Raw genomic sequence first — 22130 nt, 5'->3', positions numbered from 1 at the left:
CATGATTTATTTGTATCTCTGAACCAGTGCAGGCAAGCTCTACAGCTTCACAGCTTTTCCGGTTTCGCGGCTTTCATTCGCCGCTTCGAGGAATCGAATAATCTCAATCGTTTCCTGCGGATTAATGCTGGCCTCGCCGTTTTGGAAGAATGGAATGGCGCATTCGAGCAGTCCTGCATAGTTCGGCTTCGGATGCTTGCTAGCGTTAACGAACTGCGTTCCTCCCTCTCTGTGGATGGTAACCCCGAACAGCGAATTGCCCTTACGATTACCGCGTAGAGTGCCAATTCTTCCATCTTCCCATACGCCTACCACCATCTCATAAGCTTCATTCGTAGTGGCTTGCACCTCTACGCAGCCTTTGCCCATTGCCCGGAAAAGCATTTCTGCAGAATGAATGCCATACCAGAATAAGCCGCCTTGCGTTTCCTGAATATTCATAGGGCCAAAGCTGTCTACACCAATAATTGAACCTTCCTCCGCATCCGCTAAAGCTTCATCCAATTCGACAGAGAAACGGAGAGAAGATGCACTCATCAACGGAGTTTGATGCTTCTCAGCAAGCTCGAACATCTTGCGTGCATGGTCGCTCCGAACTGCGAATGGTTTGTCTATAAAAACGGGTTTTCCAAGACTCACGATGTTCTCGAATTGCTCCAGATGTACCCGTCCATCGACCGAGGTTAGCAGAATGGCATCACTCTCTTCCGCAACAGCACGAATTGAATCTCGTATGATAATGCCATATTGCTCTTTTAAAGTATCTGTAATTTGGTCAACTCGATTAATGCTTAATTCAAAATCCTCTGAGCCCCCCGGATAAGCGGAGATCACCCTTCCTCCTTCTACATGATAAGGATGTGATGAATCATTCAATAATTTGGTAAAAGCCTCGCAATGCGAAGTATCCAGACCAATCATGCCAATGTTCAAATGTTTTGTGTTCATAAGAGTTCCTCCTAAATATGTTTAATAAATTAAAGAAATGTCTTTTTATAGTCTTTTAATGAACTCCAGATGAAAAGAATGAATCTCGCATTACGATGTGAACTTATTAACGATTAATGCGTTGCGATCTGCCGTAAGCGTCGCTTCCGTGGCCGCCATGATATCTCCCATTGTCACAAAAGAAGGATGACCTTGGATTCGATTCAGGAAGTCCTCCGTTACTGTCGCCGATGGCTGTTCAAGAACAACCCGCTTTATTTCCTGCTCATGTGTAACCTTAAGCAGACACTCTTCCTTGGAGACAAACGGATCGCCTTCAAGCCTGATCTCCGCCATGCCTTTGGTTCCTGTTACAAAAATTCTGCAATCTCCCCAAGTCCAGCTCATCTCAGGGTTATACCAGTCTGCGTAAAGATTTGCCATAATGTTATTGCCCATGCAAACATTCATGCTGGCAACATCATAGAAGGTTGGATATTCCGGCAAAATGTTTTTAGCCATATAACCGTTTATGGCTATTACCTCTTGACCGGTTAACCATCTGAGCAGATCAAAGTCATGGATGAACAAATCAATCGCAATACCGCCGTTTTGTTTTTTGTCAAAATGCCATTGGGGCCTGTTCTGCGCAGTTAAGCGATGCGGCTTTCTCATGCCGATATGCACGATGTCGCCTAATTCACCAGCATCGATCATCTGCTTTAAGGTCATAATTGAAGCACGATACCGCTCAGTCAGCAGCATGCCGATCTGAATTGACGCTCTTTGCGCAACAGCCTTCAGCCTCTCAAAATCCGCTTGATTCGTCACAACCGGTTTATCGATCATGACATGCTTGCCTCTCTGTTCACAAAGCTCTATCACATCGATTTTCTCAATATTAATGGATGCACAGCCTACAACTGCAATAGATTCATCCAGCAGAAGCTCACGGTCATGAATCATCGGAACCTGATAATGGTTTGCCAAACTTTCCGCCAATGCAATATTTTCCTCTTCATAAATCCCGGCGCAATGATGCCCGAGCTCAAGCATCTCCTTCATGAAAATGCCAATATGCGCGTGCTGACACCCGATGATAGAAAAATTCAATCGTTACACACTCCATTCTTGAAACTACCGGTTTATATATCTAGATTAATGCCTTGAATTTCAAAAGAAAAGTCTATTTAAAGTCTTTAATTAAAGAAAAGCCTAATTCTTTGCGCTACTTTCTTCCTTGCCTAAAATCTTTTATCCTATTATAAACACTGGCTTACTGCTTCCATAACCTCATCCTGGGCTGTTCCATGCCGTTATCAGGAAGCAAGCAGCCTTAATAAAGGATAGCGGAGTCATGATAAATTTCTCCTGTCTGCTCCTGGACAACCCGTTCATAATCGTATTGAGCATCAAATAAGCTCCGATAAAAGTGTTTCCACGAAATTGATACACTATTGCGGCTTTTGTGTATAGATGGCCTTCATGCGAATTTCTTATACTAGCAACAAGCAATTGAAAACGCATTCAAGAAAGAGGTGATCGCATGGACGGTTCGCTTGGACATCAACCAGAATCTGCAGCAGCGGTCTCGCGGACCGCGCAAATCGGCCCAGTTGCCAAAAAGATCTTCAAGCATCGGGCGTTCTATCTGATGCTGCTTCCGGGAATCCTTTACTTCATCGTATTCCGCTATTTCCCGATGTATGGCGTCCTGATCGCATTCAAGGATTACGCCATTCTCGACGGCATCACGAGCAGTCCGTGGGCGAATCCCTGGTACAAGCATTTCGAAGGCTTCTATCACTCTCCCTACTTCAACCAGCTCTTGACCAATACGCTGCTTATCAGCGTCTATAAGCTGGTATGGGGAACCATTCCGCCGATTCTGTTCGCACTTCTGCTGAACGAATGCCGGATCAAATGGCTTCGTTCCCTCGTGCAAACGCTGACCTACATGCCCCATTTCCTGTCCTGGGTCATTATCTTCGGCATTCTGATTGCGCTGCTGTCACAGAACGGCGGCTGGGTGAATCGATGGATCGTCGAATCCGGTGGAGACTCCATCCCGTTTCTTACTTCGACCGACTATTTCCGAAGCATTCTGGTCAGCTCGGAGGTGTGGCAAAACCTCGGTTGGGGAGCCATCATCTATCTCGCGGCCATCGCGGGCATAGACCCAACCCTGTACGAGGCGGCTCGTGTTGACGGAGCAGGACGTTTGCGCATGATCTGGCATATTACGCTGCCGGGCATCAGGTCCGTCATTGTGCTGATGTTCATCCTGAAGCTGGGACATCTGCTTGACGCCGGCTTCGATCAGATCTACATTCTCTACAATGTTCAGGTCTACCCGGTCGCAGATATTCTTGATACGTGGGTGTACCGCACAGGACTTCAGCAGCTCAATTTCAGTCTCGCTTCGGCGGTCGGCCTCTTCAAGTCCGTCATCGGGCTGGTGCTGGTGCTGGGAGCCAACAAAATCGCGAACAGATGGGGGGAAGGCATATGGTAACGAGCAAAACGGACAAAGTATTCGACGGCCTAATCGTGGTCATCCTTGTTCTCTGCGGAGCGATCGCGGTATTCCCTTTGCTCTACGTGCTGTCCGTCTCACTAACCCCGTTTGGAGAGGTGCTGCGCAACGGAGGCTTCATCCTTATTCCGAGAGAGATAACGTTCACAGCCTATCATAAGCTGCTGACGGAATCGAACATTCCTCAGGCGTTCCGTGTAACCGTATTCATTACTGTCGTCGGAACCGCGGTCAATCTCGCCCTGACGGCGTTGATGGCCTACCCGCTAAGCCGGAAGCAGCTGCCCGGAAGATCCTTCTTCCTGTTCATGGTCGTATTCACCTTGCTGTTCAGCGGCGGCCTCATTCCGACCTACCTGATCGTCAAGTCGGTCGGACTGCTCGATTCGCTCTGGGCGATGATCCTGCCGAACGCAATCTGGAGCTTTAATCTGCTCATCATGAAAAGCTTCTTCGAAGGCATGCCGGAGGAATTGTTTGAGTCGGCGAGAATGGACGGAGCGAAGGAGTTTCGCATTTTGCTTCAAATCGTTGTGCCATTGTCCATGCCGGTTCTGCTCACTGTCGGATTATTTTATCTCGTCGGGCATTGGAACGAATTTTTTCAAGCGATCTTCTATGTGACGGATCGCACGCTGTTCCCGCTGCAGGTCATCGTTCGGGAAATATTAATGCAAAGCCAGCAGCCGCTCGAGAATGCGGAGAACATTACGCCGACGCAGACGATGCAGATGGCATCGGTTATCCTCGCTTGTCTGCCGGTCATTATCGTCTATCCGTTTATTCAGAAGCATTTCACGAAAGGCATGCTTCTTGGATCCATTAAGGGTTAGTTGTCAGTAGCTCCATATATTCGAAATTCAAAAAGGGGATGAATCCATGTTTAACAAAAAAAAGCGTATGAGCTTGATGGCGGTCCTGCTCACGGCAAGTCTGCTTGCAGGCTGCTCGAGCGGCAACGGCAATAACGGCGACAACGGAAACGGCAAGAACAACAGCACGAACGCTCCTGCGCAAACCAATGCCTCAAGCACGGACGCTCCAAGCAAGAAGAAGGTAAAGCTTGAAATTATCGAGACGGGCAATAATCTGCCTACGCCGGACAAAGACGTGATCAAGCAGGAGCTGGATAAAGCGCTGAACGCCGACATCGGCCTTACCGTCTATCCTTCCGGCGATGATTATACGAACCAGTTGAACGTGCGCATGGCTTCCGGCAACTTCCCCGATCTATTCTCGGTCAGCCGCCAGCAGCTCGTGCAATTCGCGCAACAAGGCTTGCTGCTGGATTTGACGCCTTATCTTGATCAATTGAAGCAGGTGGAGAGCTTCACCGGCGAAGACAGCCTGAAGAAGGGCATGGTGGACGGTAAGCTGTACGCGCTCTCGAAATCACCGCAAATTCCATATAATACGTATTGGATTCGCAAGGATTGGCTCGACAAGCTTGGCCTGGAGGTGCCGACTACGCCGGAAGAGCTTGCTAAGGTGGCCGAGGCGTTCACGAATGACGATCCGGACGGCAACGGCAAGAAGGATACGATCGGACTGACCGGCGGCAAGCTTGGCGCATTCGCTCCTGTCTTCGGCTCATATGGCGTTGCCCAGCCTGGAGAATTTTACGAGAAGGACGGCAAAATCGTCAATTCGCTCTACGATCCGGCGTTCCGCGACGCTCTGTCCTTCATTCAGTCGATGATCAAGACCGGCTCCGTCGATCCGGAAATTCTGGTCAACACGGGCCTGCAGCATCAAGAGAAAGCGATCAAAGGCCAAGCCGGCATTATCTATATCGATTGGCCGAACCTGACGAAGGAACAGTTCGTGGAGCAAATCAAGACGGTAAATCCGAATGCGGAATGGGTGCAGATGGAAGCACTGACCGGACCTGGCGGACAATTCGACGGCTCCTGGGATATCGGCAACTCGCCGGGACGATACGCAATTCCGAAATCACTCGAGAAGGATCCGGAGAAGCTGCAGCGCGTATTCGATCTGCTGAACTACATCTCTGATCCGGAGGGCGGCTCCATGCTGGTGCAATTCGGAGTGGAGGGCGTTCATTATAATATCGAAGGCGGCAAGACAGTGCCGACGGATAAGATTAGCGAAATGGGCTATTCCTGGCTCTATCAATTCACAGGCAGACCCGAAATGGACTATCTTATGACCAAATTCCCGAATCAGGTCAAAGAAATCGAATTCGCCAATGCCCAGCCGCGCATCCATACCTTGAACGGCTTTGTCGACAATCCGGAAGGCTACAATTCCGCGGACGCGACAAGGTATATCGAAGAAGAGCTTGCGAAATTCCTCTTCGACAAGCGCCCGTTGTCCCAATACGATGATTTCCTGAAGACGCTGGAGCAATCGATGAATTATAAGCAGTTTGTCGAGACGGGTGAGAGAAGCCTGAACGAGCTTGGCTTCGGAAAAGGCTGATCCGAGCTTCGTAAGGGACTTACTCTGGCGCGTAACAGACTTTTCGCAGCCTTAGTTCCAGCTTTCTGAACATTTGAAATCATGCGTCTAAGAACCGAATTTGTCCGTTACAGTTGTACAATTGATCTATCTGCGCATGCGAAAGAGGACGCGAGAGTCTCGCGTCCCCTGCGTATGCTCTATGTTCAAGGCTGCTACTGCTAGACCTCTTCCTCTGCCCTATACTCCAGCACATCGCCAGGCTGACAATCCAGCGCCTTGCAAATCGCTTCCAGCGTAGACAAGCGAATCGCCTTCGCTTTCCCGTTCTTCAAGATAGAGAGGTTGGCCATCGTAATGCCAACCTGCTCCGAAAGCTGGGTTACGCTCATTTTCCGTTTCGCCAGCATTACGTCTATATTAATGATAATTGCCATGTTATTCACCTCAGACCGTCAAGTCGTTTTCTGATTTTATATCGATGGCATTCCTGAGCAGCTTCTGCAGCACGGCAGCGAACACCGCAATGACCATGGATGCGAATATAATAACCAACCCAATGACGATAACGCCCGGAGCGTCGTCCTTCTCCCCCATAAGATAGAAAAGCGGCAAGCCGAGCACGTACAAAGCGCTTACCGCAATCGCGCACCACTTAATCTTCTTCAGCGCGCTGACCGACAGCTCCGAGAAGGCTAAGCTCTTGTCGATGCAGCCAAGCAGCCTCAGCGCTTGATAGAGTGCGAGGTAGAATGGCACCGCCGTCGCGTAAAAGTCAATAAATACGAGATATTTCAAATAACCGTGCTCCGGATACAATTCCTTCATATAGTTCGCGATTCCCGGCACCGCAAAAACGCATAAGGCAAGCACCGCCAAACCAATCAAATAGACAACGGCCTTCAGAAAGAATGTGCTGCCCCGCGATTCTCGTCCGCTTTCCATAACATGCACCTCACCTCAATATTTTCATTAAGACGATATCATAACATTTATCGTTTTGCAATATATTTTGATTGAAAAACGAAAAACCCGCCCAATGGGCAGGCTTGAGATGGATTACCAATGCATTTTAATGTCCGCGGCGATACCTGACCCGCATTATATCATGTCGTATACTTGGAAAGCTTGTAAAATTCCCTATACAGCTGCAGAAGCTCGGTTTCTTTGACGGTGATGAGACCGGAAATTTCCTGCTTTCTTCGCGCGATGCGGCTGGACGCCTCCGATTCGCGGGCATCCTCCAGTTCCTTGGCAGCCATCTCCGCATTGCGGGGAACGAGCGAATCAGCCTCGGCCTCTTCATCCTCGCTTAATCTCAAGATAAAGCCGAAGGTTTCGTCTACCCAGGCATCCGCCGCTTCTCTGCCTGACTCGCGGTACAATTGCGCGTATTTCTCCAGAATCGCATTCACAGTCTGGCGTCGGTCCCAGCTTAGAATGGCCATGGAATCCTTGGCCCTCGATATTGCCAGCATCAGTTGAAAGTCGTTCAGCTTGCCTCTAACACGTTCAATATGGTCAATTTCATTCATTAAAATCGGATACACCTTCGAGAACTCTTCCGTTTCCAGCACCATATCCTCTTCAGATATGATAAGTTGATCCATGATCCCTCATTCCCTTCTGATTAGACTAAGCTGCAACTCTATTATATAAGATTCGCAGGAGCTGCGAAAATTAGGGCTGAGCTTGGTCATTGAATCAGAAGAATTACCTTCATTAGCTTTAACATCTCACATGCTTGCGTTTAAAGCCGATCTGGCCCTTTTCCACTGCCTTCTGAATGGTTTCCGAGGCGCGGAGAAAGGTTTGTTTCTTCTCGCCCTTCTTCACCTCCACCGGACCTGCCGCATGAGCGGTCTCAACCGCTAGTTCATGCAAGGGAACATAGGACACTGCAACGGTGTAGATGAACTGATTCATTGCGTATTTCGTTCTTTCGGGAGCATCGTGAATCGTATGCTTCGCGGTTTCCAGCATCCGGGCAAGCTTGGGCGCGGAGAATTCAGCGTCCGGGCGATTCCCCAGAAGCCAGCAGTAGCAGCTCCAGCCCGCCGACATTCGCAGCTCATCGCCGCTTTGGATCCATTTGTCCGCCACCTCTTGCGCGATATCCGCTTCTGCGAGAGTGACGGCAACTACGTAGTCTGACAGCATATAGAAATAAGCTCCGTCAATCCAGCGTTCGAAATCCGCCGCCGTCATCGCCTTCGGATCCGCAATAATGCCTGCGAAGTACATGGCGTCATAATTTCCGGTTGCATACAGTTGCTCGGCCAGCTCTTGATTGATCTTCGTTTTTTTGAAGATAGGCTTCATTGCGCCCGTTGCCACGCCGAACAGAGGCTCGCGAGCGCCGCCCGACATATAGATTTTCTTGGTTCGCTCCTTGCCCAGCGATTCCAGTTCGGCCATTACCATCTCCAGATTCATGTCTATCCTTCCCTTCAAATTTCTTTCTTTCGCTTTCTAATCGGCTCGCTTCGTCACGGCATGACCGTAATCGTTCATTATGCTTTCATCCGTCTCCCGAACAAACGCCATCCATGCCTCAGCAAGCTCCGGATCGAATTGCCGTCCGGCCTGCGCTTCAATCTCGCCGAGCGCTATCTCGGGCGATACCGCGCGCTTGTAGGACTGATCATGCGTCATCACATCGTACGCATCTATTATAGCCAGCAATCGGGAAGCATAAGGAATTTGCTCCGCTGACAGCCCGTAGGGATATCCGCTGCCGTCCCAGCTCTCATGCATGCCTCGAATCGCTTCAGCAAGCGCCCATTCGCCAATGGAGGACGCCATTCGGTAGCCGATCTCACTATGGCTCTTGACGAGCTCCCACTCCTCCTCGGTTAAGGATTCTGACTTCAGCAGCAAGTCGGACGGCAGGGCCAAATAGCCAATATCATGCATGCGAATGAGCGATTCCAGCAGCTGCATGTCGGGCGAATCCTTCCTTAGACCGATTCGGGACGCGAAACGGCTCGTCTGATCATGCAAACGCTGTTGGTGGCCGCTCGCCTCGACGCCGCGGGCAATCAGCGCCGTCGTGACATTGTTCATCATATCGACGCGAACCTTCCTGTTATCCAGCAGCTTATTCTTGTACATCTGCTTCTCGGCAGCTGCGAAAGCCGACATTAACGGTTCATCGCCATGGGTGAGCGTCGCGGCGCCGATCGCCATAGACACCTTCACCGGATCGATAGCCGACCGCTCGCATTCCGACTTGAGCCGGGTTACTGCCAGGTTGCAGTCCTCCAAGTCTGTCCGGGGCAGCAAGACGACGAATTCGTCTCCGCCCCAACGCGCCAGCGTCGCCGCCTGGTCGTCTCCAAACACGGCTCGCAGCAGCTCGGCGCCTCTTGCAAGCAGTCTGTCTCCTTCGCGATGACCGAACATATCATTGGCCAATTTCAAGCCGTTCAAATCGATGACCATCATACTTACCGGAAGTGATTCCGACGAAGGAGGCTGGTCAAGAATCGGCTCCATATATTGCCGGTTATTCAGCGAAGTCAGCTGGTCTCGGTAGCTCAAATCGCGTATTCGCTCCTGCGAAGCCGCTTGCTCCGATATATCCGTAATAATTAGCAGCACTAACCGTTCCTGGGACATATCATCGACAATCGGCCGGTATTCGAGCGTGACGTACTTTTCTCCGATTAACGCGTTCTCCGGCATTTCCGTTAACAGCAAGCGCGCTTCTTCCATTGATGTATCCGTTCGCATCGCCTGTCGGAGAAGCTCGCAGAATACGGACTGATCTTCTTCCTTCGACGGAAATAGCAGATCTACAATGGAAAGACCGAAGACGCTTCTTCCGAATATTCGCTCGCATTCCTTGCTGAACTGCGGATTAACGCTCAATCGAGGTCCAAAGGTCAGAAAGCCTTGGTTCGCATGATCGAGCAGGTTCTTAATATCACGCTCTCTGCGACGAAGCATCGTGGCTTGCACATCGCTGATGGCGGCTATTTTCTTGGACCATTTCATCAGCTTCTCGTATTCATCCATCAATCTCTCGTATTCCGCGCGTATGCTGTCGCTCGACGCAGCGGGTCGCCGCAGCTCCAGTCTGCTCCGGGACAGCACGTTAAGCTCATGCTCATAGACGGCGTATTGCTCTTCCTGCTTCGTCATTGGGATTCCCCCGTCCTCTCGCCATTGCCGAGAGCTCGGAAGGAGAGCACCGTAATGTCGTCGCGTTGCCGTTCTCCCCGCATATAGGCTTCAAGCGATTCAGTCATCTTCTCTTGCTGCGCAATTTCATCCAGATGGCCTATGGATCGGAGGAGCTCTTCGAACCTCTTCCTCCCGTAAGGATAATCGCGATCCCCGCCATTCTGATCCGTAAATCCGTCTGTAGTCATATAGAATCTCGCTTTCCCTGCCGGCAGGTCATGATCCGTGTAGCGGAAATCGCTTGGCGTTCGCCGATAGCCGATGCCTTGGCGGTCGCCCTTCCAGGATAGCAGCTCTTCCCCCTCCAATCGATAGAGTCTGCAGGAGGCTCCCGCGAACACCAAGGCTCCCGACGAATCAACCGCGCAAAGACCGATTGACAAACCGTCATCCGTTATGCCTTCCTCATCCTCATGATGCAAGGTTTCCTTTATTAACCGGTTTAGCTCTTCCAATAGGGACGCCGGACTCATTCCGTCATCCTTCTCTGCTATCCGATTCAGCGTGGATAGAGCAAGCATCGTCATAAACGCGCCGGGAACGCCGTGGCCTGTGCAATCCCCCACCGCGACAAGCGTCCGATCGCCAAGGTGCTTGATCCAGAAAAAATCGCCGCTCACCACATCTCTTGGCCGCCAAATGACGAAAGGTTCATCGAGCAATCTCGCCAGCTCATCCGGCTTCGGCAGAACGGATTGCTGCAGCAAACGCGCATAATTGACGCTGTCGAGCATTTCGCGATTCCGATCCGACAGCTCCTTCGTGCGAAGCTCGACCACTCCCTCCAACCGTCGATTTAATTCGAGCGCCCGCTTGTAAGGATTCGCGATTCTGCGGGAAACATAGAAGAAGAAGACAACCGCCGCGAGCATTGTTATGAATGCGGCGAACACCGTATTCCAGCGAATCGTCTGCAGGAATCCAGTCGTTTCGCTTCTCTCTACTTCGACTAGAAGCCGAAAATCAGTTGAACGCAAAGGCTGGGCGATGAGATCCATCTTGCCGTCATGCGGCCTATCATAATCAAGAATGAACGGCTCATCATTCGAGACATCCGCTTCGGCCAATTGAATAATGGCGGATTCCGGAAGCACGTCGCTGATGTTCCTTCCGTTATTCTCCCAATCATCGGAGAGATAAATATCGCCATTCCGGCTGACCAGCCAGAGATTAATACCGCGTCCGTCCTTATAGGAAGCGAATTCCTCCGTCAGCTCGTCCAGCTTCATGCCCACGCCGACTATGCCGAGCGGCTTGGACAGTTCTCTTCCGGCAAGCACATTCACGAATGCATAAGTGCCTCCAAGCTCCGGGTTGTAGTCAAAGTTGATGGACACTTCTTTCGCGGCGGAGAGCGTATCGAAGAACCAGGTATCCGCCGGATCCTTCTCGTCGATAACGGATAGAAGATTCCCCTCATAATCCCAATAGTTGCGGGTAGCGGCGCCAACGATAAAAGTTGCATCATAGCCAAGCTCCCCATGCATATAACTGGTCTTGCCGCTGACCATGCGGGCCAATTCCTGATTCTGCTCTCTTCCCGCCAGCCAATCCAGAACGGCTGGATCATGGGACAAGGCCAGGGAAGTTTCTACGGCGCGATCGATTCTTCCATCCACCTGCGCGGATATTGAACTCGCAAGCGTCTGCAAATCTCTCGTTTTCAGTTTATGGAGAGCTGCGCGCTCCGTAATTCCGTACACCCACGAGCCGAGCAATATGATCGACACTGCGATTAGCGTGCTCGCGAGAAGCATCACCCTCCGAATCCCGCTGTCCATCTTCACTTCAAAAATGACGCCCGATTCAGGCAGCTCTATCGCATCTTTGCTCACGCTACCGTACCTCTGGGCAAAATGGAAAACGGCAATTGCAAATCTTCCTTGAATTCTTCCGCGCATTCTTGCTCCGCTTCATTCTCTGCGTCGCAATACCAGCGAACCTCCACAGCCTTCCCGGCAGCATAGGCGTTCTCCAGCTTTTCCAACAAAATCATGAAACACTTGGTGCTGCTCGTATTTATATAGGGAAGCTGCAGCTCGATCGAAACGACCGTATCCCGCTTCATCTGATCCAGATATTCGTCCATCCAATTCATGACCGGCTCGTAGAATTGGAACGCGTTCTCGGGATAGGATTGTCCGGTAATGGCAAGCGTTCCGGCTTGCGGATCAAATCTCACTTCCGGCGTGCTCTTCGTTCCTTCAACATATAACAGCTTCATGATGACACTCCTCTTACCGTAGCCTTCAAAGTGAAGAAGGACATCCCGTTATCGCGTTCCACGATCGAGTATTCCAGCGGCGTGGAGGATTTGCGCGCCATATCGATCATGCCGAGACCCGCACTTGTTGCTCCCGGCATCAGTTCTTCCTTCATCTTCGCTTTATACAGCGCCTTCAACTCGGTTTTATCCATCCGGAGCAACGGCTTGATATAAGCATGCAGCCCTCCTGCGTCATTGCTTTCGATCAAATTGCCCGAGCAAACCGTATAACTGCCGTCGTCCGTCTTGCCAATCGTCACAATGCTGGAATGCAGCAGTACGTCGTGGTTCGGGTTTTCGAATTTGGCTGCGTTGTAATTGTTAATGTTTTGCGTTTGTTCGATGAACAAGGCGAATATATTAAACACTTCGTTCTGTGGACGGTCCTCCGTTTCCAAATACGATTTGACTGCTTCTCCGTATTCAGCGATTAGCGCTTGCGTCAGCTTTCCGGAGAAGCAGATGAGGATGCCGCGAGAACGCAAGGCTTCTTGAATTTCCAGCACATCAATCATCATGTGATCGCTCATTCCTTTAACTCAGAATAGACACCTAAGATGCAAGAGTGTATAGCAAGTTAATATTCGACGCCCTCGCCCTTGTTCCTCCCTTTTCGACACAATTTGCCGTATATAAATCGTCGACCGCTGTCGAAAGTCAACTGCAAAAAAAAACGACCTTGAAAGGTCGTCTCAAAGAGTTATGTATTTAACCGCCCCTTCCCAGCGAGGACGAGGAGATGTCGATTACATGTATTAATGTTCAAAAAAAAAAGCTTGTCAACGAACAAGCATTCATGCTAAGATATTTCTTGTGTTCAAGAAGCGTTTGAAAATGAGGAGCCGTGGTGTAGAGGCCTAACATGCCTGCCTGTCACGCAGGAGACCGCGGGTTCGAATCCCGTCGGCTCCGCCATTCAACCTTCAACACTACCATTACTTTCAACAGAGTAGCCGAGCTGCTCTGTTTTTTGTTGCATCTGCCGACAACCTGATCGTTTGAAAGGAGCCGATTTTATGAATCACACGACCCGCAGGGGCAGATTCGCACCTACGCCGTCCGGTTTGCTGCATCTGGGCAACGCCTTCACGGCGCTCGCGGCCTGGCTGCAAATTCGCCAAGCCGGCGGAGAATTCGCGCTTCGCGTTGAGGATATCGACAAGCCGCGATCCAGACAAGAATGGGTCTCGCTTCAGCTCCAAGACTTGAAATGGCTCGGGATCGACTGGGATGAAGGACCCGATCTGGGAGGCGCCTACGCCCCGTACACACAGAGCGAGCGGGAAAACCTCTATGAAGAGGCGCTTGCGAGGCTTATTTCGTCCGGCATGCTGTATCCTTGCTATTGCAGCCGGAAGGATCTGGCACAGCTCGCTAGCGCGCCGCATGGTTTGTCCTCCGAAGGCCCGGCATATCCAGGCTTTTGCCGCCATCTTACCGAGGCGGAGCAAGCGGCGAAAGCGGCGGACAAATCGCCTTCGCTGCGTTTTTTCATGCCGGCATCCAGCCCCGCTTGCCAGTTCCGGGACTCGCTAAGCGGTGAAAATCTCCGATTCGACTGCGAATCGCTAGGTGATTTCGTCGTGCGCCGCGCGGACGGCATCTTCAGCTATCAGCTTGCAGTAACGGTCGATGATGCTGCGATGGCTATCACCGACGTGCTTCGCGGAGCAGATTTACTCGACTCAACGCCGCGGCAGCTTGCGCTATACGAAGCGCTCGGCTTGCATGCTCCCGCTTTCGCGCATGTGCCGCTCATTGCGGACGCATCCGGCGAGCGGTTGTCGAAGCGCGACAAATCGCTGACCCTCGCTTCTCTGAGAGAACGCGGCGTCAGGCCTGAACGGCTCGTTGGCGCGCTCGCCTCGCTTGCCGGCTGGATCGATCAGCCTCGGGAGCTGCACGCAAGCGAGCTAATCTCCTTATTTGGTCCGATCAAGACCAAGATCAACAGCCCCTTGATCTTCGACCGAGAATTGGAAGCCTGGCTGTTCGGCGGTTAGATCGACAACAGCGCAACGTCCAGTTGACAATCATCCCGCCATAAGTGAAGCCTCCGCCGAAACCGAATAGAAGCAATCGATCACCTTCCTTAACTTGACCCGCCTCCACTCCTTTGCTCAGGGAAAGCGGAATGCTGGCAGCGGATGTATTACCGTAATACTCCATGCTGGTCAATGTCTTCTCCATCGGAAGTCCCGTCTTTTTGCACAGCGACTCGACTATCCTTAGATTCGCGCTGTGCGGAATGAACCAATCAATCTCTTGAACGCCGCATTGGGCCAGATTCAGCAGCTTGCGCACGCCGATCGGCACCGTACCGACCGCAAAGCGGTATACCTCCCGCCCATTTTGCATCAGCATGCCGCCTCCTGTCAGCTTCTTGCCCGTCATTTCACTTCGCAGCCCTGTCCGGTAGAGATGAATGCCGCCACTGCCATCAGCTCCGAAATGTCGCGCGATACAGGCGCCCGCTTCCTCTGTTCGTTCCATCAAAATGACGCCTGCGGCATCTCCGAATAGAATGCAGGAGGAACGATCCGTATAATCCGTAATTTTGGAAGCCGTATCTGCTCCAACAACTAATATTTTTCTGTTTAGCCCCGACGTTATTAATCCATCCGCCACATTCATGGCGTACATAAAACCGGCGCATGCCGCGTTCAGATCCAACGTCCCCGTCGCAGGAATGCCATAATGCTGCTGGATCAAGCAAGCGACGGAGGGCGCATGGAAGTCCGGCGTGTAGGTAGCGACCAGGATCATATCCACGTCCAGAACCGAAACATCATATTTATGGATAAGATTATCAATTGCGTTAATGCACATGTGACTCGTGAATTCTTCCTTCGCGGCAATCCTCCTTTCACGGATGCCTGTTCGCTGAACGATCCATTCATCGTTGGTATCGACCATCGTTTCCAATTCGGCATTAGCCAATATCTTGCAAGGAACATAACTGCCTATGCCGGTAATTCTACTTTTCGATCCCATGCTAGATACGCCCTCCCGACAGATTATCAAAAAAATGTACGACCCGTTTCGCGTATTCCTGCGGAAACAGCTTATACGAACCGGTATGCTTGGCCCCCGGAACCTTCCAATAGGTGAACGCGTCTGCATGCCGCTCGCACATCTTCTCACTGTTGGAGCAAGGGATAGCATCGTCCTGATCGCCATGAATGAATAAGACCGGCCTTGGATATATGTCCTGAATGGAAACGATCGGTTTCACATGCTGCGGATTCTTCCTCATCACGAATCGAATGAAGAACACCATCAGCGGCGAGAAAGGATATTTCGGAAGCTTGGACCATACCGACAGATTATCGAGTAAATACCGGTTCAGGTCGCTGAACGGGCTGTCTGCGATAACTCCCGATACCTCGACGCTCTTGGCAGCAGCCAGAATAGCGGCGACAGCTCCCATCGAATATCCGATTAAGCCGATCGGCTCCGCATGATAAGCCTTGCACCAATCGATTGCGCCCAGAATATCTTGCTGCTCATCCAGGCCGATTGTCGTAATGCCGGAATCGGATTCGCCGCAATTGCGGAAATCGAACATGACCACGTTGTAATTCCGATGAACGAGCTCCACGGCCAAATCTAGCGCTTCTACATTGTTCTGGAGGCGGTTACCCCTATAGCCATGCGCAAAGATAATTGTCATCTTGGGAGTTTCCGCAGCAGGAAGAAACCAGCCCTTTAGCGCTACAGCGCCATCGCGGCTTCGGAAAGCAATAGGCTCGTAGTTCAAATCAGCCACATCGCTCGGCAATTGAATCGGCTTTCTCGAAGGATGCATCAGCTTCCATACAACTAGGAATGAAATCGAACAAATTGCAATCAGAATAGCTAGCGGCAGGTAAACCATCCACATATTCATACATCCACAACCTTCTTGTTTATTTCTCTGTTCATTGTCATTGACCGCCATTTAATAGTACATTCTTCTCATTTTCCGGACCGCGATCCTGGTCACTGCTCTTATGCTAGCATCCGAGCGTGTCAGTCAAATGACAGAACATTCGCGAATGGGGTATTTTGGCCAAAAAAAAGACAATCCCCCGGCTGACAGAATGGATATCCTGGCCAGTGCATTGCCTTAGCTCCCATGACTTGCCGGAATGACAAGCGTAAAGGTCGTCCCGCTCGGGGAGCTTTCCGTTAATTGCAAATCCCCGCCCATGGAATGCGCGATCATTCGTGTAAAGGGCAAGCCAAGACCAAGTCCATGAACGCGCGTTTTCTTGCCTGATCCGCGAAAGAACGGTTCGAACACATCAATCTGCTCTTCTGCCGGTATCCCGCAGCCAGTGTCTCGAACCCGGATACGGCAATGCAAGGGATCTGAAATGAGTTGAACAACGATTAATCCGCCTTCAGCCAACGCGTCCCTCGCATTATTCAACAGATTAATAAGAATCTGTTCGAGACGCGACGGGTCCGTGGATACATGCAGATTCGCCTCAAGTCCTGTTGTTTCCATGACAACCTCGATCGTCGCTCCATCTTGCCCGTAACGCCATCTTGACAATATAGCCGCAACGACTGTTTCCAAATGCACTATTTCGTTATTCACGTTAATCGAACCGGATGCGAAGCTGTTGAAATCCAGCAGATCCTCTACCATCTTCTGCAATCGATTGCATTCATTGAGGCAATGATCCAGGAACAACTCCGCTTCCTTACCTCTAACCACTTTCTTCCTCACAGCCTGAATGAGGCCGCTGATGGATGTAACAGGCGTTTTGAATTCATGCGTGACACCGGCTAGCAATTGCGTTCGGAGCGCTTCCAGCCGGCTCAGCCGATCCGCCATTGTCTTGAATGAATGCGTCAGCTCGTAAAGCTCCTTCTCTTTATACGACTTTTCGAATTGGATTTGATAGTCTCCGGCTACGATTTGCTGCGCTGCGCCAGCCGCTTCTTGAATGGATCTGATTAAACGCCGCATCATCATGTAGACGATGCACCAGCCGATTAACAAAAATGATGACAGGAGGATCCACCTTGGATATCTGAAGGCGAACATGCCGTCGAGCGCGTTATGTTCGATAGCCGCATACAGGGCATAACCAGCAACAGAGTCTTCTGTCCTTATTGGATGTATGCTTGCCAGATATGGCTCCTTATCCTCTGACGATTTCAGTTTTATCGTATGCGGAACCTTCGTCGTAATCTCCGACAGCCTTCTCGAGACTTGCTGCGTCTCCTCGGGAGGGTTTTCAGGAAATTGTTGAACAATATTGCCATCCTGATCAAGAATGAACATGATGGGCCTGTCCGTCAAATCATACGAAGCCGCGATATCTTCCAGGAAACGCGCCATGCTCGGAACATCAGGAAGCTTCCCTCCATTGTCGGCGGCAATAGCCGCCAGATCGCCGGACATACTCTCCAAACGATGACGCTGACTGTTCAGAGAAGCTTGATAGAATGCATACATCGCAAGCAAGCCAAGTGCCATAATGCTTATAAATAGAATGACAAAATATCGAATCGACCAATAGTAGAGAATGCTTTTACGCTCTTGTTTTGACATGGAATTGATACCCCAATCTCTTCAGCGTAATAATATCTCCTTCATCCGAGGACCATTCAGCAAGAGACTGGCGAATCCGCTTCACTGCCATATCAACAGCACGGTCGCTCCCGACATAATCGACTCCCCATACGGCGTCTATTAATTGATCGCGATCAAAGGTTTGGTTCGGATGGCTCGTCAAGAATAGGAACAGCGATAAATCCCTTGGGGTCATGTGGACAGGCTTGCCATGCAGCGTAACCTTGTTCCCGATAAAATCAACCCTCAGACTGCCGAAAATAGCTGTTTTTTCTGTCGCCAACTGAGGCAATCGCCTAAGTACGGCACGAGCGCGAGCGACTACTTCCTCTCCGATGAAAGGCTTTGTTAAATAATCGTCAGCGCCGCCATTGAGTCCTTCCAATCGATAATGGATATCGCTTAAAGCGGTAAGCATTATGACCGGACAAGCGCTCTTCTTCCTGATTTCCTTAAGAATAGACCAACCGTCCCTATCTGGCAGAATAACATCCAGCATTACAAGAGACGGCTCCCATGTTTCAAATAAATTCATAGCCTGCTCGCCGCTATACGCTTGCTCCACCGCAAATCCCGCATTTGTCAAAAAGGCTTTCAACACCATGGCGATATTCGCTTCATCTTCCACAATAAGAATTTTCTTCTTCATCCCTGCTACCTCTTTAATGATTAATTTGCTGCATCGTCCCGGCATTATAGTTGAAGCCACACTTGTTACCCTTAATCAAGAGGCTCATCGGTGACAGCGGGAATCTCGATACACACCTTCGTGCCGTTAGTCTCTGTTTGAAAATCCAGCTTGACGCCATAGAAGCTGTATAATCTCGCATTAATATTTTTCAGACTGATGCCATGTCCTTTTGACGAAATGCGATCACTCTCTTCATCCTGAATTTGAGCCAGGGTACGAGCATCCATTCCCCTGCCATTATTCTCGACACAAATGCAAAGCATGCCCTCCCTCTTCTTAATTGACAGCTTCACTTGTCCGCCGCTCTTCAACTGCAAGACGCTATGCCTAATCGCGTTTTCGACAAGCGGTTCAATGACCAGGGGCGTGATTTTCAAAGGCAGGGCGTCCTCGTCGATGTCATAGCTTACCGAGATTCGATCCCCGAACCTTGTCTTCTCAATTTCCACATAGGCCTCGATCAGCTTCAATTCATTCTCAATGGTAACAAAATCCGAGCTCAGATTGACGCCGAACGATCTCTGCAAATACTGCGAAAGCTCTGTAAGCAGCTTCGCCGCGCGCGCTCCGTTCGTATAGCACAGACTGATGATGCTGTTCAAGGCATTAAACAGAAAATGCGGCTTGATCTGTGCCTGCAGAAAGGCGATCTCGTGCCTCTCCGCTTCCTTCGTTGTCTGATCCAGGGTCGTGAAGGCATCGATTAACTTCTCCGTAAGCTCTTCATTCTTCCTGTACGAAGAGACATACCTCGCAATGAGCAGACCTGCCAGCGATAAGCTGTATACGGCAACCGACAAGAAGGAGAGATACATATTATCCTTAATGCCGAAGCTGTACAAGCTGTCATCGAACCAATACAAAATCACACAAAAAATCGCGAAAATAATTGTTCTATTTTCCAGATTGCCGCTCTTGGTTTCGGGTTCTTTAAAGTACAGAATGACCACCCTGAGCAAGATTGCCAAAAACGATGCAATCGTGAGGATCAGATAGAATGCAATGCTCGGCATATACATTTCCAAAGGAAACGCGAAGATCAACACGATAAAGGTTGAATAAATGCCTGTCATTCCGTTCCGTATGCGATTGGACAAATAGCGAGGATTGACTTTATTAATAACGAACAGCACCATGATCACGGAAAGCACGGACATCAAATGTCCAAATCGAAAATTAAAGTTAATGGAGGCGTGGGGATAGAACAAATTGAGAACGCGCTCGCTGTAAGTGCTGCTCATCGCCCCGTAGAAGAGACAGCTCAGCGCAAGCGACAATGCGACTGGCTCTCTGCTGCGGAAGCTCTTGCTGACCAGAAACAAGAATAAGTAAAGCAAGCCAATGATTAAAACGATCAGAATCATTGTATATTCAAAGAGAAACTGATGGTAATGCATATGCATTAATGGCTGCTGCTCGCCAAACGTGACAGGCTTGGCGATGCCTCCGATAATATAATCATAATTGGCTACCTGAATAATAATTTCTGCCGTTCGGCCTTCAATCTCGAAATAAACGATCTTCGACTGATTGCTGCCAATATTATCTTGAGCCTGCACAGCCGGCTTACCGTCCTCAAGCACCAATTCCCCATTCACATAGATTCTGGTCGCGGTTCTTACATTGGCCTTCTTCAAGCCAAAATAACGACTGTCCTCCGGCAGGTTCTCTATCGTCATTCGGAAGGTGGCTATCCCCTTGGAATTGTAGGTATTGCCATCCAGATCATGCTCCCACGATCCGGGAACCTTCGCATAGCGAGGCTCTGGCTTCTGCAGTTCGAAATCCGCAGGGGTCAACAATTGATTCCAATAGAATTCCCACTCTCCATTAAGCGCAATTGTTCCGTTGTAATCGTACGCCATAGAGGAAAGATCCAGAACCCCGTCCTCCACCCATGCCCGTTCCTTCGTATCATGAACATAATAAATAGTAAGCGCACTCGCGACAAGAACAAAGACAAGAATGAAATAAATCCGGGATCTTCTCAACAATTAACTCTCCTCAGGTCTGGTATTCTAGCTATAAAATTCGATATAAACCGACAAAATCCCTGCTTTATGATAAAAGTTAGTCCTGATTATAGCAACGGAGATTGTCATGTCCTCGCAACAGCGTTCGTAGAATAGAAGGAAGACTGCAAGAAATCAAAATCGTTTTGGAGGGATCAGAATGAAAATAACATCCGGCGGCTTCGAGGTCGTCTATCATGGGAGAGTATCCGCCTATGAGATGAATCCGATAGAAATCGTATTATCGGAGGAAAACGATCCGCTTACTTTTGTTTTTTGCATCGAATACGAACAGGAGCGGAATGATTTCACGACAGATATCCGACTTGTCGCCTACAATGAAGTGCGAATTACTTGCGTCAACTTCCCAAGAGGCAAGCCGATCGGAAGCTCTGAGATGCTTCATCTCGGCGTTATGCACAATCGCAAGCTTTCATTGCGCTATGAGATTACCGTTAATCGGGACGCTTCTTCCTGGGCGTTGACATTTACGTTTTATGCAAGCGAGGGGGTCCCGTCGCATGAATAAACTGGAAATTCAAGATCCCAAGGTAGCCACCAAAATTATAGCGGCAAACGCGGAAAACGAGAAACGCAAGGCGGAGCTTGGCTTTCTGGGAAAATTTTTCGGATCGGGCGACAACGTCCGTTTGTATATCACAGGCTCGATCGCCCTGCTCGTTCTTCTCATCGCGCTCGTCTATACGCTGACGCCGGAAACCTTCCGCTCTCCCGACTTCGGTTTAAAGGAAATGTGGACATTAGTCGTACTCCCGGTCGAATCCACGATTATCGGTTACTTGATAGGGTCGCGCTCGAAGGAGAACTAAATGACGAATAATAGATTCCGGCGCGGGCGCTAATTCCTGGTCGCCATGCGCAGCAATTTGGTGTAAGCTGATTCTAACATCACGAAAAGGGACGATGATAGTGAGAAAAGTTTTGTTGACAGCGCTGTGCGCCATAATTCTGCTTGGAGGATGCCGTCTTGAAGCTAGGACGGGGAGCGACGTCTACGACGCAAAGCTTGTGTTTCCAAGCGACCGTTTTCCTGAAACAGCGCTGCATATAAACGGAGCCATCGCGCAAGGCTATGCTGCCGTCTGCACGATCGATCGGGACGGCGCGGAGGACAATCGGAAGCAATCGCTCGCAGGCATCGAGACTCGGGAGGGCTACGATCGGGACGAGTGGCCCATGGCGATGTGCAAGGAGGGCGGAGAAGGCGCAAGCGTGGCCTATATCGATGCTGGCGACAATCGCGGAGCGGGCAGCTGGGTAGGCAGCCAGTTATCCGATTATCCGGACGGAACCCGCATTCTGTTCGTCGTCGGCAAACCGGGAAATCTGTTCCCGGAGAGCAGCGCTCCTCCGCTCGATTCGACCATAGACGATCAGATCGTTTATGCCAACTGCGCCGCTGTTCGCGCAGCGGGAGCCGCTCCGCTCTACAGAGGCGATCCCGGCTACAGCGCTAAGCTGGATCGTGACGGCGACGGTATCGCCTGCGAAACCTGATT

At 50.3% G+C, this 22130-nt stretch carries 22 protein-coding genes, 1 tRNA gene and 1 pseudogene; 9 read left to right on the top strand and 15 right to left on the bottom strand.

From position 1 onward, the window contains the following. Nucleotides 1-39: 39 nt before the first annotated feature. Both HFP08_RS10005 and HFP08_RS10000 read right to left on the bottom strand, forming a co-directional pair. Nucleotides 40-948: a Gfo/Idh/MocA family protein gene (locus tag HFP08_RS10005; RefSeq protein WP_168120445.1), complete on the bottom strand. Its 909-nt coding sequence runs from the start codon at nucleotides 946-948 to the stop codon at nucleotides 40-42. Nucleotides 949-1038: 90 nt separating this feature from the next. Next, nucleotides 1039-2040: a Gfo/Idh/MocA family protein gene (locus tag HFP08_RS10000; protein WP_240941253.1), complete on the bottom strand. Its 1002-nt coding sequence runs from the start codon at nucleotides 2038-2040 to the stop codon at nucleotides 1039-1041. Between the two features lie 541 nt (nucleotides 2041-2581). On the opposite strand from HFP08_RS10000, the gene HFP08_RS09995 reads away from it, so the two are divergent. Genes HFP08_RS09995 through HFP08_RS09985 form a run of 3 tightly spaced genes read left to right on the top strand, consistent with a single transcriptional unit; the run spans nucleotide 2582 to nucleotide 5905 of the window. Then, a complete protein-coding gene (locus HFP08_RS09995; RefSeq protein WP_240941266.1) occupies nucleotides 2582-3442 on the top strand; it encodes an ABC transporter permease in 861 nt (286 codons plus the stop codon). After that, nucleotides 3436-4296, top strand: a complete 861-nt coding sequence (locus HFP08_RS09990; protein WP_168120443.1) for a carbohydrate ABC transporter permease — start codon at nucleotides 3436-3438, stop codon at nucleotides 4294-4296. Before HFP08_RS09995 ends, HFP08_RS09990 begins: the two co-directional genes overlap by 7 nt. A 46-nt stretch (nucleotides 4297-4342) precedes the next feature. Further along, nucleotides 4343-5905, top strand: a complete 1563-nt coding sequence (locus tag HFP08_RS09985) for an extracellular solute-binding protein (RefSeq protein WP_168120442.1) — start codon at nucleotides 4343-4345, stop codon at nucleotides 5903-5905. A 200-nt stretch (nucleotides 5906-6105) separates the two neighbouring features. Here HFP08_RS09985 and HFP08_RS09980 read toward each other — a convergent pair whose 3' ends face one another. From HFP08_RS09980 to HFP08_RS09945, 8 genes are all read right to left on the bottom strand, one after another. Then, nucleotides 6106-6321: a helix-turn-helix domain-containing protein gene (locus tag HFP08_RS09980; RefSeq protein ID WP_168120441.1), complete on the bottom strand. Its 216-nt coding sequence runs from the start codon at nucleotides 6319-6321 to the stop codon at nucleotides 6106-6108. Between the two features lie 10 nt (nucleotides 6322-6331). After that, nucleotides 6332-6829, bottom strand: a complete 498-nt coding sequence (locus HFP08_RS09975; RefSeq protein ID WP_168120440.1) for a DUF2975 domain-containing protein — start codon at nucleotides 6827-6829, stop codon at nucleotides 6332-6334. Nucleotides 6830-6990: 161 nt separating this feature from the next. After that, the gene (locus HFP08_RS09970; RefSeq protein WP_168120439.1) at nucleotides 6991-7494 is read right to left on the bottom strand and encodes a hypothetical protein; all 504 of its coding nucleotides are present in this window, start codon (nucleotides 7492-7494) and stop codon (nucleotides 6991-6993) included. Nucleotides 7495-7612: 118 nt separating this feature from the next. Next, the gene (locus HFP08_RS09965) at nucleotides 7613-8320 is read right to left on the bottom strand and encodes a DNA alkylation repair protein (RefSeq protein WP_168120438.1); all 708 of its coding nucleotides are present in this window, start codon (nucleotides 8318-8320) and stop codon (nucleotides 7613-7615) included. 36 nt (nucleotides 8321-8356) lie between these two features. Beyond that, complete coding sequence (locus HFP08_RS09960) at nucleotides 8357-10030, bottom strand: bifunctional diguanylate cyclase/phosphohydrolase (RefSeq protein WP_168120437.1); 1674 nt, start codon at nucleotides 10028-10030, stop codon at nucleotides 8357-8359. Next, on the bottom strand, nucleotides 10027-11907 hold the full coding sequence (locus HFP08_RS09955) for a SpoIIE family protein phosphatase (RefSeq protein WP_168120436.1): 1881 nt from the start codon (nucleotides 11905-11907) through the stop codon (nucleotides 10027-10029). Before HFP08_RS09955 ends, HFP08_RS09960 begins: the two co-directional genes overlap by 4 nt. Then, nucleotides 11904-12296: a DUF1987 domain-containing protein gene (locus HFP08_RS09950; RefSeq protein ID WP_168120435.1), complete on the bottom strand. Its 393-nt coding sequence runs from the start codon at nucleotides 12294-12296 to the stop codon at nucleotides 11904-11906. Before HFP08_RS09950 ends, HFP08_RS09955 begins: the two co-directional genes overlap by 4 nt. Continuing rightward, nucleotides 12293-12868 carry a SiaB family protein kinase gene (locus HFP08_RS09945; protein ID WP_168120434.1) on the bottom strand — a complete coding sequence of 192 codons (576 nt, stop codon included), beginning with the start codon at nucleotides 12866-12868 and terminating at the stop codon, nucleotides 12293-12295. Before HFP08_RS09945 ends, HFP08_RS09950 begins: the two co-directional genes overlap by 4 nt. 308 nt (nucleotides 12869-13176) lie before the next feature. Here HFP08_RS09945 and HFP08_RS09940 point away from each other — a divergent pair. Both HFP08_RS09940 and gluQRS read left to right on the top strand, forming a co-directional pair. Next, nucleotides 13177-13253 (top strand) — tRNA-Asp (locus HFP08_RS09940). Between the two features lie 101 nt (nucleotides 13254-13354). Further along, the gene (gene gluQRS / locus HFP08_RS09935) at nucleotides 13355-14341 is read left to right on the top strand and encodes a tRNA glutamyl-Q(34) synthetase GluQRS (RefSeq protein WP_168120433.1); all 987 of its coding nucleotides are present in this window, start codon (nucleotides 13355-13357) and stop codon (nucleotides 14339-14341) included. Here the strand turns inward: gluQRS and HFP08_RS09930 are convergent. From HFP08_RS09930 to HFP08_RS09910, 5 genes are all read right to left on the bottom strand, one after another. Next, nucleotides 14286-15332: a ketoacyl-ACP synthase III gene (locus HFP08_RS09930; protein WP_168120432.1), complete on the bottom strand. Its 1047-nt coding sequence runs from the start codon at nucleotides 15330-15332 to the stop codon at nucleotides 14286-14288. The genes gluQRS and HFP08_RS09930 overlap by 56 nt on opposite strands. 1 nt (nucleotide 15333) lies before the next feature. Continuing rightward, the gene (locus HFP08_RS09925; RefSeq protein ID WP_168120431.1) at nucleotides 15334-16227 is read right to left on the bottom strand and encodes an alpha/beta hydrolase; all 894 of its coding nucleotides are present in this window, start codon (nucleotides 16225-16227) and stop codon (nucleotides 15334-15336) included. Nucleotides 16228-16446: 219 nt separating this feature from the next. Further along, a complete protein-coding gene (locus HFP08_RS09920) occupies nucleotides 16447-17886 on the bottom strand; it encodes a HAMP domain-containing sensor histidine kinase (RefSeq protein WP_168120430.1) in 1440 nt (479 codons plus the stop codon). Then, the gene (locus HFP08_RS09915; protein ID WP_168120429.1) at nucleotides 17867-18556 is read right to left on the bottom strand and encodes a response regulator transcription factor; all 690 of its coding nucleotides are present in this window, start codon (nucleotides 18554-18556) and stop codon (nucleotides 17867-17869) included. Before HFP08_RS09915 ends, HFP08_RS09920 begins: the two co-directional genes overlap by 20 nt. Nucleotides 18557-18627: 71 nt before the next feature. Continuing rightward, the gene (locus HFP08_RS09910) at nucleotides 18628-20589 is read right to left on the bottom strand and encodes a sensor histidine kinase (protein WP_168120428.1); all 1962 of its coding nucleotides are present in this window, start codon (nucleotides 20587-20589) and stop codon (nucleotides 18628-18630) included. Nucleotides 20590-20770: 181 nt separating this feature from the next. On the opposite strand from HFP08_RS09910, the gene HFP08_RS09905 reads away from it, so the two are divergent. The 4 genes and pseudogenes from HFP08_RS09905 (at nucleotide 20771) to HFP08_RS29245 (ending at nucleotide 22128) form a co-directional block, all read left to right on the top strand. After that, nucleotides 20771-21139, top strand: a complete 369-nt coding sequence (locus HFP08_RS09905; protein WP_168120427.1) for a DUF6864 domain-containing function — start codon at nucleotides 20771-20773, stop codon at nucleotides 21137-21139. Further along, complete coding sequence (locus tag HFP08_RS09900; RefSeq protein ID WP_168120426.1) at nucleotides 21132-21440, top strand: hypothetical protein; 309 nt, start codon at nucleotides 21132-21134, stop codon at nucleotides 21438-21440. Before HFP08_RS09905 ends, HFP08_RS09900 begins: the two co-directional genes overlap by 8 nt. Before the next feature lie 94 nt (nucleotides 21441-21534). After that, nucleotides 21535-21942, top strand: a pseudogene (locus HFP08_RS29250) (sporulation protein); the annotation flags it as partial. Further along, complete coding sequence (locus tag HFP08_RS29245; protein WP_240941264.1) at nucleotides 21928-22128, top strand: excalibur calcium-binding domain-containing protein; 201 nt, start codon at nucleotides 21928-21930, stop codon at nucleotides 22126-22128. The pseudogene HFP08_RS29250 and the gene HFP08_RS29245, both read left to right, overlap by 15 nt. Nucleotides 22129-22130 lie beyond the last annotated feature (2 nt).

The organism is Paenibacillus sp. HB172176 (assembly GCF_011947265.1).
Classification (GTDB): Bacteria; Bacillota; Bacilli; order Paenibacillales; family Paenibacillaceae; genus Pristimantibacillus.
The sequence above is the reverse complement of the archived record's forward strand: the minus strand, read 5'-3'. Positions and strand labels throughout refer to the sequence as shown.